Here is a 17,419-nt window from a genome sequence, read left to right as displayed (position 1 = left end):
GCACGAATTCTCCAGGACCATTTTCCAAAAGCTGCGCCTTGCCGGTTTCCAGCTCCCCCGGCTCTCTGGTAAGGCCATTTCCTCTGTACTTATCCGTTCATCGAATGATGATATTGGTAATGATTCTCTTACGATCAACTATACCGAATCCTCCGCAGCACTGTCAAGGGCGGCAGACGCCCGTCGTTGCTGCATTTCCTCACGTGTAGGCGGGACATAATCAATCCCTCCGGGATGAAGAGGATGACAACGGCAGATCCGTCTGACGGCAAGCCAGCTGCCCCGAAGCGGCCCATGCTTGTCGATCGCTTCGAGCGCGTACGCCGAGCAGGTGGGATAGAACCGGCACGTCGGCGGCTTGAGCGGCGATATAAACCTGCGATAAGCATGTATCGGCGCACTAATGACACGACGCATAACGGACCACCTCCTTCCTTAACTATAGTCGAAAATTCGGCATAACGCCAATTCATAAGAGCTGACTATGAACACGCGACAAGCATTTTGTCGCTATTTTGCAGTTTTTTTGTCACGGAAATGGATTATTAAGCGTTTTCTATTGTGTTACGGTATGGACATGTCGCATAATTAGAGAAGAAAAAACTGTGATCACGCGACATAGGTCACAGAAAAACCCCCACTCTAGGAGGAATACATTAATGATTCGCGTAGCAATGCTTAGCTATTGGCATGTTCATGCCTGGGACTACACTCGTAACGTACAAGCCAATCCAAACACAGAAATCGTAGCCGTATGGGACGAGATCCCTTCCCGCGGTCAAGCTGATGCAGAGAAGCTTGGCGTTCCTTTCATCGCAGACCTTGACGAGCTGCTCGCTCGCACGGACATCGATGCAGTTGTTGTTGACACACCAACTAATATGCACCGTGATGTTATGGTAAAGGCTGCTCGCGCTGGCAAACACATCTTCACTGAGAAGGTTGTAGCGCCAACCAACGCAGAAGTTAACGAGATTCTTGCCGCTGTTAAAGAAGCAGGCGTGAAGTTCACTGTATCCCTGCCGCGCCTCAATGATAACTATACACTTGCTGCACAAGAAGTATTGGCTAAAGGCTACCTCGGCCAATTGACACAAGCACGCGTTCGCCTGTCGCACAACGGCGCAACTGCTGGCTGGTTGCCAGAGCACTTCTACAACCTGGAGCTATGCGGCGGCGGCGCACTGATCGACCTTGGTTGCCACCCAATGTACCTCACTCGTCTGTTCCTTGGCATGCCACAAAGCCTGAACGCGATTTACGGCTATGTAACAGGCAAGGATGTTGAAGATAACGCAGTAGCTACGCTTCGTTACGAAAATGGCGCATTTGGCGTTGTAGAAGCTGGCTTCGTGAACCCTAACTCGCCGTTCTGCTTCGAAGTACACGGCACAGAAGGCACAATGATCTACGGCTTCGAATCCGATGAAGTGCTTGTTCGCAGCAGCCACTTGAAAGGGAACGAATGGGTTAAGATCGAGAAACCGGACAACCGCGAAATCGCCTTCAACCAATTCGTTGGCCACATCTTGAACAACACGGAAGCGACTGAGAATGTTGGCCTTGCAGCTGACCTTACGAAGCTGATGGAAGCAGCGAACATCTCGAACAAAGAGCGCCGCGAAGTTACAATTGCAGATCTGAAGAACTAATTCATCTTTTGAAGAAGGAGAGGTGGTACATGCATGGCTAAACCGTTTGCTTACTCGTTGATGGCTGAACGCGGCGACGCGATCGACAGGCTCGATATCCAGTTCCGCTGGGGCGGCTATGGCTTTCGCGTATTGCGCTGCCACCTCGCCACCTTCCCTCCTGGAAAGATCGTACGGTTTCACAAGCACTCGGAATACGAGTTTCATTTTATTCCTCGGGGCAAGGGAACAGTCATTATGGAGGATACCGTCTATCCACTACACGAGGGTCTCTTCTACTTGACGGGACCGAACGTCCTGCATCAGCAGGAAGCGGACTCGCGGGAAGCGATGGATGAGCTCTGTCTCCATATTGATATCGTACCGATTAAAGAAAGCGAGGAAGAAGCAGCCTGGGGCGACCCGTGGGAGCGTCATGAAGCGGAGAGCTGCATGAATGCGCTGAGTGGTTTGCCGCTACGTCCGCATGTCGATCAGTATAATGCGATGTCGTGGTTTCTCACCGCCTATCGCGCTTGGAACGAGGGGCAACCAGGGGCATTCTCGACAATCAAGCAAGCCATTATTCAAATCTTGTTGCGCGCTTCACGCATGTCTTCTGAGCCTAGCCTCACTTTCGAACCGCCGTCCCGCAATATGAACGAGCATCGGTTTCGGATTGCGACGCAATTCATTCACGATAACTACGCACAGCCGCTAACGCTTCAGGAAGTTGCCGAACGAATTCCGATCAGTGCCCGTCAGCTGCAGCGGATATTCCGCGAGCAAGGCGAGGAATCGTTTAGCGCTTATCTAGAGAATTACCGCTTGTCGCAAGTGTGCTCCGCCATTATAGAAGGCCAGCATTCGATTGAGCATATTGCGCTAGAGCATGGTTTTGCCAGCAGCAATTATTTGTACTATGTGTTCAAGAAAAGATTCAACATGACACCTAGGCAGTTCCGCATCCAGCAAACGTCTTAGACTACGTTGACAATTAAAGAGGAGATGACTCAAATTGGCTAAGCCTATTCGAATCGGTATTATCGGCAGCGGCGGTATCGCCCATGCGCATATTCGTCAGTACAAACAGATCGCAGACGTTGAAATTGTAGCAGTGGCAGACGTTATACCTGGCAAAGCACAGCAATTCGTGGAATCGCTTTCATTGACAGATGCACAAGCATTTGACAGCCATCGTGCGATGTTGGAGCTTGATCTCGATGGTGTCAGCATCTGTACGCCGAACGTGTCCCATCATGTAACAACTGTAGATGCGCTCCGTGCGGGCAAGGCGGTCCTTCTGGAGAAGCCAATGTCCGTTACTCTTGATGAAGCAGTTGACATGGTGCAAGCTTCCAAGGAATCAGGCAAAATGCTCACAATCGGCTTCCAACCGCGCTATGACCCGAACATGAAGCTTGTTGGGGACATCGTTCAATCCGGCAAGCTCGGCAAAGTGTACTATGTTGAAACTGGCGGCGGCCGCAGACGCGGTATGCCTGGCGGTACATTCATTAGTAAAGCGCTTGCTGGTGCCGGCGCAATGGCTGATATCGGCTGCTACTCGCTCGACATGGCACTCAATGCACTCGGCTATCCTCGCCCGCTTACAGTGTCCGCGTTCACGAGCAACCATTTCGGCACAAATCCGATTCATCATTCTCAAGCAAGCCAGTTCGAAGTAGAAGACTTCGGCGTAGCGCTCGTTCGTTTCGAGAATGATCTCGTGCTTCAGTTCAAGATTTCTTGGGCGATGCATATGGATACACTCGGTTCGACAATGTTCCTTGGCTCTGAAGGCGGCCTGAAAGTGAATCCTTACGGCACAGGCAACTGGTCAGGCGTATGGGACGGCAAAGTCGGCGACATAACACTCTTCCATGACTTCATGGGTCAGCAGACTTCTACACCGGTTCCAGGCATCGAACATAATAAGGATCTATTCTTCGAGAAAGTGCGCGACTTCGTCGATGCCGTTCGCGAAGGACGTCCAGCACCAATCCCAGGTGAGCAAATCTTGATTCAGCAAGCAATCATTGACGGTGTTCTCCGCTCGGCGGAACAACGCCGCGAAGTTGAGATCAAGCTGCCTTACTAATTGATCGCTGCAATCATATCGAAAAGGCCTTCATCAGCAGTTCTGCCCGAGCTAATCGAGCAGAGCAGAACTGCGATGAAGGCCTTTTTCTTATTCAATCATGCTTGCGACGTTTATTACCAACGTGCCGAAGGCAGCGGTAGGAACATCATGGCGAGCGGAAGATTGCTTCCAGCTGACAAAGTGAACACGATCTCAACCGATTCCTCGCTATCGCCAGTTCGATACAACACCGCCGCTTCCTTATTATCTTTCAGTATGCTGGAGTTTGTAACAGGAATAACCTGGCCGTTAACCATAAAGGCACCTGTGTAATAGCCGCCACGCGCATTAAGCGCAATTAGAGTATGCGGCGCAACATGCGGCAGGCTCAGCCGATAGAGCACGCCGAAATTACCGATGTTGTATTCCAGATTGCCTGTCGTATCGTCAATTCCATCCAAATACGTATCCATTGTCTTATCGCCAAGCTTGATATACTCGGCTGTATTGCCCAGAATATCTGACATTTCGATCGTACGGTCAGCCTTATTGAACGTACCGCGAACATGTTTGCCGTCACGAGGCATTTGTGTCAAATTCGGCAGCTCTGCAAACACATTCTTATTCGATGCGACAACGACGATTTTGAACTGAAGCTCCTGATCCGCAAAAAGGTCCGCATAAGTCGTAAGAACATTGAGCGGCTTCAATGGAATTTTGGACAGCTCAGGTAGAACTTCCTTCGTCTCTCCCGGCTTAATCGTCATCCAACGTGGAGACGGATTAGTAATGAGAGATTGAAGATAACGGATAGTCGACATCTTCGCTGTATTCTCCACAAACGGGTCAGGTCCGCCCACCCCGATCGAGCTCGTGCTCAGATTGACAGGCACACGACTATTGTTCGTCGCGAGCAGATACATTTTGACCGGATAACCCATATGGTTCACGTTATGGAACAAGAAGCGCACTTGCCCAGTCAGCTGCGTCTCATACACAATACCTTCTTGGATCAGCGCTTCTGGGCTGTTGCTGCGGACCATCTGAGATTGTTCCGAGTGGAAGGTGTATGGCAATGAAGGCATTTTGAGCACGGAGCCACTGTCAATTGGAAACTTCTCGCCTATCGGCGTGAACAGCTTGTAGTACTCGTCCTTCGTATAGAGCACTTCACTCGTTACCGTAACCGTCTTCGTTACCGAATGTACCAAGCCATGACGGTCTACAACCTCAAGCGTAACCTGCTTATCGCCTGGCTCGAAGTAAACTTTGGCATTCCCCGTCCATGTCCGGCGAACGATCGCATTCTCATCATCGGTGCTCAAATCGGTGTAGAGGACATCCTCACCAATTCTGTACGTCGCCTTCTCTGTCGTAAAATCCGCTACAGGCGGTTGGTTTCCAGGTTTAACGGTAATTGTAACGGAGTACGGATCACTCCAGATGCCATTAATATCTTCAACCTGTCTTGTAATGGTATACGTGCCTGGTTCAGGGAACACATCCATTCGGCCATCCCAGCGTTCATCGACGAACGGCGCATCCGCCGGATTGTACGAACGATCCACATAGGTGACATTCGTTTGACCCGCATAGATTTCAGCAGGCTGCACTTCGAAGTTCGCTTTCGGCTGCTGCGGCAGGATGACTGTATTCCACGAAAGTATAATGGTCTTTCCCACAACCGAAATTACGCTATCAGTCACATTCCCCCATGAACGAAGCGGCACCATGAGAGAACCGTTCAAGATATATGGAGCCCCTGTCAGCTTCACATTATAACCGTCTACATTCGCTACTGCACTGTTCATCTTGAATTTCAACGTATGCAGCGGACCTATTGCAATCGACTCTTTCGTCTGCGCGTTATACGAGATTTTGTAACCATATTCGGCGGCTACGGAGGCGAACGGGATAAACGAAACTCCAATAATCGCCGTAACCGGCTGTGCCGATTTCGTATATGAGCTATTATGCTTCATATTCTTGCTACCAATTGTCAGCGTAAGCTTATCCGAATAATCAAGCGCTGACGCTGTTCCACCGGAAGCATAAACAAAAGGCATAAGCAAGATTGATAGAACCAACAACCACTTCAAATATTTCATTATGCGTCTCCTTTTCCTCCACTGTTTCAGCGTTGTATGTCACAATTAAACGCGGTTGCCGCTGAAAAAGTTGCGAAAAAAGTCAAAGAGACACGTATTAGACACATCTGATCGATGGTTATTTAACCGTTAACTCGCATATTCACAAGGAAAAATGACGCCATTACCACAAACGCAATAACGGTGAAAATTCCAATAACCGCGCGGGCTTTGCGCATTCGTGACACCTTCAGAGCGTCATTCTCATTACGCGCTTGCGTGACGGAACGATGAATAAATAAAAAAACGATTGCGAGTGTAACAAAAACCATATTCGTAAGAAACCATAATTGCTGCCACATCATTGTTGAACCTCTCCTAACATCCGCTTCCTTAGTTACTAGAGATGACTGTAACGGAATCAGCGGCGGATTGCAAACATGTGCTATAATGGGGCAAATGAAGGTTTGTCTTGAACGCCCGAAAGGAATGACAATCGTACGATGACGACACAAGCTACTACAGAACAGATCCGCACATTTACCGGTTTTACAGCGGATGACTTTGATGTATTTGCCGTCCCTGGCCTCGAAGCGCGGATGACGGTATTAATTGAACGGATTCGTCCCAAGCTGAACGAGCTCGGCGAGCTGCTGTCGCCTTGGCTGACAGAATTGTGCGGCGAGCCGATGTTCCCGCATGTTGCTAAACACGCGCGCAGAACGATTAATCCGCCGAACGATACGTGGATCGCGTACGCGCCAGGCAAGCGCGGCTACAAGATGTTCCCACATTTTCAAATCGGCCTATTTGGCTCGCATCTGTTCGTTCAATTCGCCATTATTTATGAATCAGACAATAAAACGGTGTTCGCTGATCATGCGCTCGCTCAGATGGATGACATTATGAAGCATATTCCTGCTGGCTATGTTTGGTCTGGCAATCATATGGTTCCAGGCGGCGATACGCAAGGCGAGCTCGGCCGTGAAGGGCTTGCGCAGCTGCTACAGCGGCTCCGCTCGGTGAAAGCGTCCGAGGCGCTCTGCGGAATTATTATCGACAGGAACGATCCGCTTCTGAAGGACGGAGAGTCATTCGTCTTGAAAGTGAAAGAAACGTTCCAAACTGTACTTCCGCTCTACAAAATGTCTTTCTAAGACAAACCAATCACAGCTACCTCATGCAAATGGGCTGCCCCGAGCCGACGATTACGTCGACAGGGGCAGCCCTTTCTTATACAGCCGATCGTGATGACGATGACGGTCTCTGTCGCTCCGAAACTGTAGCGGAGATATCGTCGTCCAGCGGCGAAATTGCCGGCTGAAGCTGCTTAATGACGTGAAGCCTAGCTTCTCGGCGATTTCGCCAGCCGATGCGCCCGAGTGAAGCAACAATTCTTCCGCAGCGCGCTGCTTCATGATACTTAAGTAATGTTTTGGCGCGATACCATATACTTTCTTGAACACCTCATTACAATGGCTGCGGCTAATGAAGTACTGCTGAGCGATCTCATTAATCGTCGCCGATGTGTACACCGCTTCGAGCAGCTTCTGCTGGATGCCATGCGCCAGCTTCACCTCTGCGGCATTCAGCTTCTTACGGCCGGGCTGCTGCTGGGCATGCTGAGTGTCACGGTCTTCAGCCAGCACCAAGCCGACCGCGTTGATGACGAGCTGCTGCACCGTCAGCATAAAAGTTTGCCGTACGACCGGTGGAAGTCTGTCAATCGTAACGAGACCGCTTAACCCTTCAGTCTCGATAGCACTGTTCGCACGCATCTGATCGAGCAATTCCGCAAACATGTGTTGAAGCCGCTCTTCTCGACAGGACAAATGGGCAAAATGCAGCTCCTTCAGCGCATTCGTCAGCTCCGCGTCATCTATGCCGAAATGGACGGAGAAATACGCAAATGGCTGCGAGGACTCGTTAATGGTGCTATGCTTCACCCCTGGACCGATGAACAGCCAATCTCCCGGATGGAGCACGACAGACTCTCCATGGATCCATTCGCCCATTTGACCGTATGCGCAGTGCAGCAGCTCATAGCCGCTATGCTCGTGAAGCTGATAGGACCAGCCTGCCTCTACTTCCCGAAAGTGGCAGTTATACAATGCGGTCAGGCTGCGCATCGAATGAAAGTGAAACGGAGTAATTAGCTCCATTATGCTCACTCCTTCGTTTTGATCAACTCTTTTGCCGATATTGTTGACTTCTACACTCATAGTAACGACAAATGGTCAAATCGCAAAGTGTTTTCGCTATAGCAGCTTCTTTTACCCCCACGATACAATCAATGTATCAAGCAAGGCGAAGGGGAGAAGCTCTCATGCAAGTGCGTCTGACCGATGAGCAATTCGCGTTCTACAAGCAGCACCATTACGTTGTCTTGCGACAGATTGTACCGCAGCAGGCGCTCGATCGTGCTACGCAGATCATTAGCAAATGGGTCGACGAGCTTGTCGACGCGTGGTACGACCAGAAGCTCATAACTGACAAGCGTTATGACCTCGACTTTCAACATCGCCTCGTAGAGCTATGGCATGCTGCCGGAAAGCCGAAATATGGCCGCAGTCCACGCCGCGATCTCATTGGCGAGCCGATGTATCAATTTCTGAAGGAGCCTGCGCTCGTCGATATCGCCAGTCAGCTGCTGGCGACGGAGGATATCTCCGTGCACGGCATATTCAATGCGAGACCTAAGCTGCCCGACCAGAAATGGACAGATACACCTTGGCATCAAGATGCTCAGTATTACCGCGATGCCGAGCATACGCACGTCGTGTCGATGTGGATGCCGTTGCAACGCGTCACCGAGCATAACAGCTGCCTTCAAGTGGCTCCTGGCTTCTTCGACAACACGCTGCTGGACGGCGAGATCGATCAAGAGACCGATTTTCTCGGCTTGAAGCGTGAAGATGCGAATAACTTGATCGGCATTTCTCTCGAGATGGATCCTGGTGACGTGCTCTGCTTTACGCAGCTGCTTCCCCACCGCGCTCTGCCGAATCGCTCAGACGCCGTTCGCTGGTCGATGGACATCCGCTACGAAGCGACGGCTGTCGCAACAGAGAGCGGCATGAGGCAAGGCTTTATCGCAAGAAGCCCGCGTAATCCGGAGCTGGAAACAAGCTGCGATGAATGGCTGGGCAAGTGGATCACCATTCCTGCTGGCAGCTACTAAAAGCAAAGAAGCCTTACGGTCATCCCTCTTCAAGAAGGATGCCGTAAGGCTTCTTTGTCGTTCAATTATGCTGCGTGAACAGCTGATGCTGCTGCTTTACGTTGGCGCTTCGATTTACGGAAGAAGAACAATTCGTAGATACAAGGCACAATCAGCAAAGTGAGCAATGTCGCTGCTGCCAGACCGCCGATTACGACGATCGCGAGGCTTTGCGATACGATGCTTCCGCTCTCGGAGGAGCCGAATACAAGTGGCAGCATCGCGGAGATCGTAGCGATTGCCGTCATCAGAATCGGACGAGCACGCGTTGTTGCCGCTTCGATCAGCGCTTCGCGGATCGTCATGTGCTGCTCGTTCTGTTTCACGCGGTCGATGAGTACGATCGCGTTCGTTACGACAATTCCGACAAGCATTAATGCGCCGAATACGGCTGTGAAGTCAGGCGAGATATTCGATACGATCAAGCCGACCACTGCGCCGATTGCTGCAAGTGGCAGCGAGCATAGGATGGCAAGCGGTGCACGCAAAGTCTTAAACGTAACAACCATGATCAAGTATACGATACCGATTGCGATCATCATGATGATGCCGAGATCTGCGAAGTCAGATGATTGGTCTGCCGATGCGCCGCCAACGGTAAACTTGACACCATCCGGTGCTTTCAGCTCACCGACCTTCTTCGTAATCTCTTTGCCGACGATCGACAATTGGCTTGGCTCGACGTCAGCCATTACACGAACGTACGCTTTGCCGTCTTTGTGGTAGAACACGCTTGCTTGCTCTGTCTTCACAATCTTCGCAACGGAAGATACCGGCGCTGGGCCTTGTGCGGTCATTATTGTGAGATTGTTCAAATCAGCTTCTGTCTTCGGATCAACCGAAGGCTGCAGAATCACACTAGTTACACGATTATCAATGTCTACAGTGCCGAGCGGGATCGGGTTCAGCATGCCTTGCAGCTGCTGTGCCACTTCGCCGCCTTTAGACTTCAGTGGATCCATTTGGAACGTATAAACCGGTTTCTTCTGTTCTTGGTTCGATTTTACTTTAATGACGTCTTTCACCGGTTTAATGGCTGCAATGACTTGATCTGCGCCTTTCGCAATAGCGTCTAGGTCATCACCTGTAACGTCAACCAAAATTTGTGTCGAGCTGCTGCCGCCTGCGAAATCCATCGCACCGGCATTCAGGTCAGCACCAGGATACGAAGGACGCTGCGCCTTGATGTCATTGATGAGCTTATCGGCATCCGCGCCGTCTTTCATATCAACCAAGTAAGTTACGAGTGTCGGCGAAGAAACTTCACCGTATTTCGCGCCGTCTGAGCTGTTGCCGTTCTGCATCAGCGCCCAGTCGATATCATCGCGGGCACTAATGAATTTCTCAAGATTACGGCCCTCTTCTATTACTTTGTCATGCGGCGTATCGCTTGGATATTCCAGTGTAATGTTCAAATTCTGTACGTTCGATGAGTCGATTGCGCCTTTCGGCATCGACATGTATGCACCAACCGAACCGCCCAACAGTAGAACTGCAACTAAGAGGGGCACCCATTTGTGCTGCAAGTTCCAACCAAGGAAGTTTGCGAAACGTTTGGAGCCTTCATGCTCCTTCATCTTCGTATTACGCAGCAGCACTGCGCTCAAGATCGGCACGACTGTAAGTGCAACCAGCAAGGATGCCAGAAGCGAGTACGTCACTGTCAGTGCGAAAGGAAGCAGGAACGCTTGCAGCGAACCGCGGAGCAAGCCCATCGGCAGGAATACGGCTACCGTTACAAGTGTCGAAGAAGTGATTGCTGTTGCCACTTCTTTGGTTGCATCCATAATGAGCTGAACAGAGAATTGCTCTTTCTGCAGACGACGATAAATGTTCTCGATAACGACGATACTGTCGTCGACGAGACGGCCTACTGCAACGGCAACACCGCCAAGTGTGATGATATTAAGCGTAATACCGGACATTTGGAGCAAATACAATGTAATACCTAGTGAAAGGGGAATCGATACGATCGTTACGAGTGTAGCGCGCAGGTTGCGCATGAACAGCAGGATAACGATTGTGGCGAACAATGCGCCCATCAATACTTCACGAAGCATCGAGTTTACGGATTGTACAACTTGCTCAGATGTGCTCGATAGCACTTTAATGTCGACGCCCTTCATTTCTTTGTTCAGGCGGTCTACTTCATCCTGAACGCCATCGCCGACTTTAACAGCATTGGCATCAGCTGTTTTAGAGATAGTAAGCATAAGCACGTTCTTGCCATCAAGGCTGCTGATGCTCTCCAGTTGATTTTGGGGCTGTACATCAGCTACATCGTCAAGTGTAATACCTTCAGCGACAGGCAGCTTGCGAAGTGTATCCAGATCGTTAATCGTAGCTTCTACGTTAATGTTACCGGAAGCGCCATCGATCGTTTTCTCACCGATTGAAGCTGCTACGCCGCGGTTTTGCAGAACGCCCATAAGTGCTTGGAATGGTACGCCTTTGGCTGAGAGCTTAGCCGCGTCTGGCGTAATTGTAATGCTTGGTGTCGATTTGCCGCCGAGCGATACGTCGCCTGCGCCGTCCACTTTCTTGAACGCGTTGATAACGTCCTTCTCCGCTTTCTCGCGGTCTGCTTCTTTGATACCGTCAAGATTGATCGATACCCAAGAGATCGGAATCATCGAGGTGTTAAATTGCACCACATATGGTGTCATAACACGTTCAGGAAGCTGCACGGAGCGAACAGCTGCTTCAACCTCTGCTTTCGCGTCCTTCATATTCGTTTTTGAGTCAAATGAAAGATCGATCTTCGAGAAACCGTTACCAGATGACGAAGTCATGAGGCTCTTCCCTTTTACGAATTGCACAGCCTCTTCAATCTTCGCTGTTACTTCAGTCTCCATTGATTTGGCATCATAGCCAGGCCCAATCGCGGCAATTGTTACCATCGGATTGTCGGCTTCAGGCAGAAACTCCATCGGGAGACGGTAATAACTGATGACCCCCATTACGAGTGCCATAAGCACTACTAGCTTCATTGCGGCTTTGTTATTGAAAGCCCATTTGGTAATCCATTGCATTGCTGTTCTTTCCCCTCTCATATGGTTCTCCTCAGAACTCCTTGTTAAAGAATACCTAATTCGCTAGTAATGTGTAAACGTCTCTAGACCAGTCTTTATCCCCGACCTAAGACGGAGGCGCGGATGCGTCTTGAGACAAGTAGTGAGTGATTACTCACTTTACAAGTAATGGATATCAAGTTAATATCAATGTGAGTAATCACTCATTTTATAACTCCAATTCAAGGATGTGAACATGTCATGGGTGCACAAGCAATCGTGCAAGTCCGTAACATTACGCGCCGCTTCGACAGCAAAACCGTTCTCGACGACATCTCCTTTGAGGTCGAGCGCGGCGAACTTCTAGGCCTGCTCGGTCCGTCCGGCTCGGGCAAAACAACACTTATTAAGCTAATCACCGGCATTGATAAGGTAGATGGCGGCAGTGTCGTCATGCTGGGCGAGCGGATGCCAAAGCTGTCCATGCTACAGCGCTTCGGGTACATGGCACAGTCCGATGCGCTTTATAACGAGCTGACAGCCAAGGAGAATTTAACGTTCTTCGGCTCCCTCTTCGGGCTGAAAGGTAAGCGGCTCACTTCCCGCATTCAGGACGCGATGACTATAGTGGGCTTGCAGGACGATCTGAATAAGACCGTTTCCGCCTACTCCGGCGGGATGAAACGCCGCTTGTCGCTTGCGCTTGCACTGCTTCACGAACCAGAGCTGCTCATACTGGATGAGCCGACTGTCGGCATTGACCCGGTTCTCCGACAATCGATCTGGCACGAGCTCGGCGCGATGCGCGAACGCGGAACGACAATCATTCTGACAACACATGTCATGGACGAAGCGGAGAAATGCGATCGGCTAGGCCTCATCCGCGACGGCAAGCTAACCGCGCTCGGCTCGCCTGCTGCTATTAAAGAGAAGAGCGGTACTTCGACCATCGAAGAAGCGTTCATCTACTACGGGGCAGGTGTGAGAGCATGAGAATCCGTGCGCTAGCTATTCGAATTATTCGCCAGTTCGTGCGTGATAAGCGAACACTCGCCCTTCTGTTCCTTGCGCCTCTACTCATTCTCACATTAATGAAGCTTGTCTTTAACGGAAATGCAGTCGAGCCGAATATCGGCGTCGTCCAAATTCCGAGTGCAATCGTCGAACGGTTATCGAATTCAGATGCAACGGTTACAACGTACGATGACCCCGCAGCTGCCGATGAGGCTATGAAGGATGGCGATCTGGATGCGGTGCTCTCGCTTGCTGGCGGCAAGCCTGCGATCATGCTTGAAGGCAGCGACCCTTCCACGAGCAAAATGGTGCTGCTCCTGCTCCAACGCACGATGAGCGCTGAAGCACCGGGTGTCGCCCCAGCTGTCACCTATTTACATGGAAGCGCGGATATGGCGTCCTTCGACTATTTCGGCCCCGTGTTAATCGGCTTCTTCTCCTTCTTCTTCGTATTCATGCTAGCGGGCGTCTCTTTCCTTCGCGAGCGGACCAGCGGCACACTGGAGCGGCTGCTTGCGACGCCAATACGCAGATTCGAAGTCGTGCTCGGCTACTTGGCCGGCTTTGGCCTGTTCACACTGCTGCAGGCCGCGCTCATCGCCTGGTATGCCATTGACGTGCTCGGGCTTTATATGGACGGCACAATCTGGCTTGTGTTGCTGATGAATTTGCTGCTCTCGCTTACAGCGCTAACGCTTGGCACGCTGCTGTCCTCTTTTGCAAGCAACGAGTTTCAAATCATACAGTTCATTCCGCTTGTTGTCGTACCGCAAGTGTTCTTCTCCGGTCTATTCAACCTGGAATCCATGACACCATGGTTGCAGCAGCTGAGCCACATTATGCCGCTCTATTACGGCGCTGATGCTATGCGAGGCATTATGATTCGTGGCGAAAGCTGGGGGGACATTCAGCTTGATATCTATGTTCTGCTTGGCTTCTCGACGATCTTCGCACTGCTCAACATTCTTGCGCTGAAGAAGCATCGTTCGATTTAACAAGAACCTAGCGGATGTGGTATGATCGTGGCTAGCTAAAGGTACTGGGTCCTAGAGGAGTTGACGTGAAGATGACCGAAACGATGGAGCAATGGATGGAAGAGTTGCTGAAGAGCGAATCTGCCAGCGAGAAAATGACGGAGAAGCAGGCGAAGATCTTAGCATCCGCCATTGAGGTGTTCGCCGAGAAAGGCTACGCCGCCTCTTCAACAAGCGAGATTGCGCAGCGCGCAGGAGTCGCCGAAGGCACGATCTTCCGCCATTATAAGACGAAGAAGGAGCTGCTCCTCTCCATCGTGGCACCGGCGATAACGAAGCTCATCGCACCATTCGTCCTGCGCGGCTTCGGCAAAGTGCTCGATTCGAACTACGAGAGCTTCGACGAAGTGCTGCGGGCAATGATTGAGAATCGGATTGAGTTTATCACGAAGCATCGTAGCATTCTGAAGATTCTCATGCAGGAAATTCCGTTTCATCCGGAGCTGCAAGTGCATCTGCAGAAGGATATTCTCGCAAAGGTGCTGGAGCGTTTCCAGAAGATCGTCGTCAAGTTTCAAGCACAAGGCCAAATGGTTGACGTGCCTTCCATGACAGTTATAAGGCTGTGCATCTCCGCGATAATGGGCTATATCGCGGTAAGAACCGTCTACGGCGAGCGTGAAGATGCCGTATGGGACGATGCGCGGGAACGTGAAGAGACGATAACGTTTATTATGCGCGGGCTTGGCTATCCAGACTCGGGCTAGAGGCGCGAGAAACAACAAAACACCTGAATCTACAGGAACGCCACAAGAGCGCGCGCCTTTCGATTCAGGTGTTTTTATTTGGTACATTATTCCGATATCGTTCTCGCCTGATGTGCTGGCGAATTGTCCAACATGCGGAAACGCAACAACAGTGCGATTCCGGCAAGTGATAGCAAACCGCCTGCCACATAAGGCAGCGTAATGTCCACCGAGAACAAGGAAGCGCCGACGAGCGGACCAACGATTCGGCCCAGGCTGTCCATCGAAGAACTAAGTCCAGATGCGACTCCTTGTCCAACAGTCGTCTTCTGCGTAATCAATGATGTTACGCATGGACGGATAAGCGCGTTCCCGATTCCGAAGATCGCAAGGTAAATTGTCGCAGTCGTCAAGGTATGTGCAGTTACGAGAAGCAGGAAGCCTACTGCCGAGATGATCAGACCTGCTGCAATATACATCGGCTCTTGTCCTTTGCGTATACGTCTACGAACGACGCCGCCTTGGATAAGTGCGCCGACAAGACCGCAGACGAGGAACATGACGCCAACCTGAAGCGGAGTTACATCGAAGCGCTTCATCCCGAACAATTGCAGTGTTGCTTCAAGTCCTGCAAGCGAAACCGACACGATTAGTGCAAGGATATATAAATATTTGAGCGAGCCAGTGAACGCCTTCCAACGGGACGGCTTCTTCTCGGTAGCAGCTGCCCTCATCTCTGGTGTCAGTGATTCCGGCAACTTCGTCACTGCAATCAGAAACGTAATGAGTGCGAGCGCAGCTGCCGCGAAGAACGGCGTATTTTGCGATACGAGACTTAATAATCCACCGAAGCCAGGCCCGATCGTGAAGCCAAGGCCGATCGACATGCCGACAAGCCCCATGCCTCTTGTCCGTTGATCGGGAGGCGTAATATCTGCTACATAAGCCACAATAACGGAAGTTACAGCTCCAGAGAACAAGCCGCCTAACAATCTGGAAGCATACATAATCGGCAGGCTGCCGTCTGCAATGCCGAACAGCAGGAAGCTTGCAGCGAAGCCGAGCACACCGATGAGAATTACCGGACGTCGTCCGATACGGTCAGACAGGCCACCCCATAGCGGAGACAGCAGAAACGCTACCGCAGAATAAACCGATAACATAAGGCCGGTATGGTATTCAACCGCTCCCGGACTTGCTTTTTTAATAAGCTCCGGCAAAACCGGAATAATAATCCCAAACCCGATAAATGTCGTAATTAGCATTAGCATCACGACGCCAAGTCGTTTGTCTTTGTTCATTTTGTTCCCTCCACTCCATCATCGTACCACAACTGCCTTATGTCTTGTTATGAACAAATGAAGAACAAACAAGAGCAGCAGATCGACACCGCTGACGAGAAAAGGAGCATGCGGTCCCAGCATATCCCATAGCTTGCCTGACATAATGCTGCCGAATACCGTTCCAAGTCCTTCGATGGTCAGGAAGAAGCCCCAGACTGCGCCCCGCTCCGCCTTCGGTATCGCCCCAGCAATCAGCGCGTTCCAAGCCGGAATAATGCAGGCGTAGCCAATCCCTACGAAGGCGATAATAACCATAACAAGCGGCAAATTGCGCGTATAGCCTAAGACCGACAACGATACAGCAGCGACTAGGAAGCCTACATGCAAGAACCACTTTGTCCCAAACTTATCGACCCACTTGCCGACGGGAATGAGACCCAGCACGATAACGGCTCCACTGCAGATCAGATACAAGCTGTACTGCTGCGGCGTAAGATGAAGTACGGTCCGTGCAAATTGGGTCAACACAGGTGTCAGCAGCCCGAGCGCGAAGTTCTGCATGAACATCGCCGGGTAGAGCAGCTTGCTCGCATGCAGCGACTTGCCCACTCTTGCTAAGTAGCGGCGGACGCGTGCCAGCAATGGCAAGCGCTTCTCCTGTGCAAGCTCAGAAGCAGCGGCAACAGGCGCTTCGTCTCGATTCTCAAGCGCCATCGACTGCTTCCTGCCCGGTAGGAACCACGCGACAATAATGACGAGAATCATCATGACAAGCAATATTCGAAAGGCAGGTGTATATGTATGTACGATGAAGAAATTAATGACGATCGGCCCACAGCCAACGCCCGTGAGCCAAGCCATGTACACGACGCTCATAATGGTACCGCTGGATTCGTTTCCTGCAACTGTAGTCGCCCCATTAATGACACATGGCCAGAGCGGCGAAGTGCCAATTCCGAGCAGCAAGCAAGCGACGACAATCCACCCGAGCCCACTCGTGTACGAGACGATTACAACGGATGCGGTCGTGAACAACACGCCGAACAACATCACATAGCGGTAGCCGATCCGGTCAATGACCCAGCCAAGCGGGCTACGGAATGCATTATCACCTATATATTGAAGCGCGAGCGCCCAGCCGACCGCATAAGCGGACAGATCGAGCGATTCCCTCATATAAACTGGAAGAATCGAAACGAGCAAAGCCCCTTTCACGAATTCAACCAAATACATAATAATGAGGAGCTGGACGACAAATGGTGACGATAATACTTTTTTCCCTGCCCAGCCTTTAGCGATACTCATACTTGTTCCCCTTCCATGCTTACTTTGCATTTGACTCGTGTCCAAGTTATTCTAAGCAAAAAAGT

15 protein-coding genes are annotated in these 17,419 nt (G+C 50.9%); 8 read left to right on the top strand and 7 right to left on the bottom strand.

Annotated features, from left to right (window positions below; all coding sequences use genetic code 11):
• Nucleotides 1-138 precede the first annotated feature (138 nt).
• Nucleotides 139-417, bottom strand: coding sequence for a membrane protein insertion efficiency factor YidD (yidD, locus tag BMY11_RS07310; protein WP_090573822.1), 279 nt, complete (start codon nucleotides 415-417; stop codon nucleotides 139-141).
• Nucleotides 418-659: 242 nt separating this feature from the next.
• On the opposite strand from yidD, the gene BMY11_RS07305 reads away from it, so the two are divergent.
• The 3 genes from BMY11_RS07305 to BMY11_RS07295 are packed head-to-tail and all read left to right on the top strand — an operon-like array spanning nucleotide 660 to nucleotide 3,732.
• Entirely contained in the window at nucleotides 660-1,652 is a 993-nt protein-coding gene (locus BMY11_RS07305; RefSeq protein ID WP_090573821.1) for a Gfo/Idh/MocA family protein, read from the top strand.
• Between the two features lie 33 nt (nucleotides 1,653-1,685).
• Nucleotides 1,686-2,615 (top strand): AraC family transcriptional regulator, encoded by a 930-nt coding sequence (locus BMY11_RS07300; protein ID WP_090573820.1) that lies wholly within the window; start codon nucleotides 1,686-1,688, stop codon nucleotides 2,613-2,615.
• 34 nt (nucleotides 2,616-2,649) lie between these two features.
• On the top strand, nucleotides 2,650-3,732 hold the full coding sequence (locus tag BMY11_RS07295) for a Gfo/Idh/MocA family protein (RefSeq protein WP_090573819.1): 1,083 nt from the start codon (nucleotides 2,650-2,652) through the stop codon (nucleotides 3,730-3,732).
• A gap of 116 nt (nucleotides 3,733-3,848) precedes the next feature.
• Here the strand turns inward: BMY11_RS07295 and BMY11_RS07290 are convergent, their stop codons facing one another.
• Complete coding sequence (locus tag BMY11_RS07290) at nucleotides 3,849-5,822, bottom strand: stalk domain-containing protein (protein WP_090573818.1); 1,974 nt, start codon at nucleotides 5,820-5,822, stop codon at nucleotides 3,849-3,851.
• 122 nt (nucleotides 5,823-5,944) lie between these two features.
• The gene (locus tag BMY11_RS07285; RefSeq protein WP_090573817.1) at nucleotides 5,945-6,166 is read right to left on the bottom strand and encodes a hypothetical protein; all 222 of its coding nucleotides are present in this window, start codon (nucleotides 6,164-6,166) and stop codon (nucleotides 5,945-5,947) included.
• Nucleotides 6,167-6,304: 138 nt separating this feature from the next.
• Here BMY11_RS07285 and BMY11_RS07280 point away from each other — a divergent pair, with 138 nt between their 5' ends.
• The gene (locus tag BMY11_RS07280; RefSeq protein ID WP_090573816.1) at nucleotides 6,305-6,958 is read left to right on the top strand and encodes a YktB family protein; all 654 of its coding nucleotides are present in this window, start codon (nucleotides 6,305-6,307) and stop codon (nucleotides 6,956-6,958) included.
• A 51-nt stretch (nucleotides 6,959-7,009) separates the two neighbouring features.
• Here BMY11_RS07280 and BMY11_RS07275 read toward each other — a convergent pair whose 3' ends face one another.
• Entirely contained in the window at nucleotides 7,010-7,963 is a 954-nt protein-coding gene (locus BMY11_RS07275) for a helix-turn-helix domain-containing protein (protein ID WP_177182545.1), read from the bottom strand.
• A 164-nt stretch (nucleotides 7,964-8,127) separates the two neighbouring features.
• Here BMY11_RS07275 and BMY11_RS07270 point away from each other — a divergent pair, with 164 nt between their 5' ends.
• Nucleotides 8,128-8,982: a phytanoyl-CoA dioxygenase family protein gene (locus tag BMY11_RS07270; RefSeq protein ID WP_177182544.1), complete on the top strand. Its 855-nt coding sequence runs from the start codon at nucleotides 8,128-8,130 to the stop codon at nucleotides 8,980-8,982.
• Between the two features lie 65 nt (nucleotides 8,983-9,047).
• Here the strand turns inward: BMY11_RS07270 and BMY11_RS07265 are convergent, their stop codons facing one another.
• Nucleotides 9,048-12,053, bottom strand: coding sequence for an efflux RND transporter permease subunit (locus BMY11_RS07265; protein WP_090574426.1), 3,006 nt, complete (start codon nucleotides 12,051-12,053; stop codon nucleotides 9,048-9,050).
• A 240-nt stretch (nucleotides 12,054-12,293) separates the two neighbouring features.
• Between BMY11_RS07265 and BMY11_RS07260 the strand changes: the two genes are divergently transcribed.
• The 3 genes from BMY11_RS07260 to BMY11_RS07250 all read left to right on the top strand — a co-directional run bounded on the left by BMY11_RS07260 (nucleotide 12,294) and on the right by BMY11_RS07250 (nucleotide 14,787).
• The gene (locus tag BMY11_RS07260; protein WP_090573813.1) at nucleotides 12,294-13,025 is read left to right on the top strand and encodes an ABC transporter ATP-binding protein; all 732 of its coding nucleotides are present in this window, start codon (nucleotides 12,294-12,296) and stop codon (nucleotides 13,023-13,025) included.
• The gene (locus BMY11_RS07255) at nucleotides 13,022-14,041 is read left to right on the top strand and encodes an ABC transporter permease (RefSeq protein ID WP_090573812.1); all 1,020 of its coding nucleotides are present in this window, start codon (nucleotides 13,022-13,024) and stop codon (nucleotides 14,039-14,041) included. The genes BMY11_RS07260 and BMY11_RS07255 overlap by 4 nt, the downstream gene beginning before the upstream one ends.
• A 71-nt stretch (nucleotides 14,042-14,112) precedes the next feature.
• The gene (locus BMY11_RS07250) at nucleotides 14,113-14,787 is read left to right on the top strand and encodes a TetR/AcrR family transcriptional regulator (RefSeq protein ID WP_090573811.1); all 675 of its coding nucleotides are present in this window, start codon (nucleotides 14,113-14,115) and stop codon (nucleotides 14,785-14,787) included.
• Between the two features lie 86 nt (nucleotides 14,788-14,873).
• Here the strand turns inward: BMY11_RS07250 and BMY11_RS07245 are convergent, their stop codons facing one another.
• The gene (locus BMY11_RS07245) at nucleotides 14,874-16,067 is read right to left on the bottom strand and encodes an MFS transporter (RefSeq protein WP_090573810.1); all 1,194 of its coding nucleotides are present in this window, start codon (nucleotides 16,065-16,067) and stop codon (nucleotides 14,874-14,876) included.
• 18 nt (nucleotides 16,068-16,085) lie between these two features.
• A complete protein-coding gene (locus BMY11_RS07240) occupies nucleotides 16,086-17,354 on the bottom strand; it encodes an MFS transporter (protein ID WP_090573809.1) in 1,269 nt (422 codons plus the stop codon).
• Nucleotides 17,355-17,419 lie beyond the last annotated feature (65 nt).

It is taken from the genome of Paenibacillus sp. OV219 (genome assembly GCF_900110075.1).
Classification (GTDB): Bacteria; Bacillota; Bacilli; order Paenibacillales; family Paenibacillaceae; genus Paenibacillus_Z.
This window is presented reverse-complemented; position numbering and strand designations above follow the sequence as displayed.

What these genes read in the sequence shown, in the direction of transcription:
- BMY11_RS07300 (WP_090573820.1), top strand. Translation starts at nt 1,686, where the DNA reads ATGGCTAAACCGTTTGCTTACTCGTTGATGGCTGAACGCGGCGACGCG.
- BMY11_RS07265 (WP_090574426.1), bottom strand. Translation starts at nt 12,053, where the DNA reads ATGCAATGGATTACCAAATGGGCTTTCAATAACAAAGCCGCAATGAAG.
- BMY11_RS07250 (WP_090573811.1), top strand. Translation starts at nt 14,113, where the DNA reads ATGACCGAAACGATGGAGCAATGGATGGAAGAGTTGCTGAAGAGCGAA.
- BMY11_RS07255 (WP_090573812.1), top strand. Translation starts at nt 13,022, where the DNA reads ATGAGAATCCGTGCGCTAGCTATTCGAATTATTCGCCAGTTCGTGCGT.
- BMY11_RS07260 (WP_090573813.1), top strand. Translation starts at nt 12,294, where the DNA reads ATGGGTGCACAAGCAATCGTGCAAGTCCGTAACATTACGCGCCGCTTC.
- BMY11_RS07280 (WP_090573816.1), top strand. Translation starts at nt 6,305, where the DNA reads ATGACGACACAAGCTACTACAGAACAGATCCGCACATTTACCGGTTTT.
- BMY11_RS07285 (WP_090573817.1), bottom strand. Translation starts at nt 6,166, where the DNA reads ATGATGTGGCAGCAATTATGGTTTCTTACGAATATGGTTTTTGTTACA.
- yidD (WP_090573822.1), bottom strand. Translation starts at nt 417, where the DNA reads ATGCGTCGTGTCATTAGTGCGCCGATACATGCTTATCGCAGGTTTATA.
- BMY11_RS07245 (WP_090573810.1), bottom strand. Translation starts at nt 16,067, where the DNA reads ATGAACAAAGACAAACGACTTGGCGTCGTGATGCTAATGCTAATTACG.
- BMY11_RS07290 (WP_090573818.1), bottom strand. Translation starts at nt 5,822, where the DNA reads ATGAAATATTTGAAGTGGTTGTTGGTTCTATCAATCTTGCTTATGCCT.
- BMY11_RS07305 (WP_090573821.1), top strand. Translation starts at nt 660, where the DNA reads ATGATTCGCGTAGCAATGCTTAGCTATTGGCATGTTCATGCCTGGGAC.
- BMY11_RS07275 (WP_177182545.1), bottom strand. Translation starts at nt 7,963, where the DNA reads ATGGAGCTAATTACTCCGTTTCACTTTCATTCGATGCGCAGCCTGACC.
- BMY11_RS07240 (WP_090573809.1), bottom strand. Translation starts at nt 17,354, where the DNA reads ATGAGTATCGCTAAAGGCTGGGCAGGGAAAAAAGTATTATCGTCACCA.
- BMY11_RS07270 (WP_177182544.1), top strand. Translation starts at nt 8,128, where the DNA reads ATGCAAGTGCGTCTGACCGATGAGCAATTCGCGTTCTACAAGCAGCAC.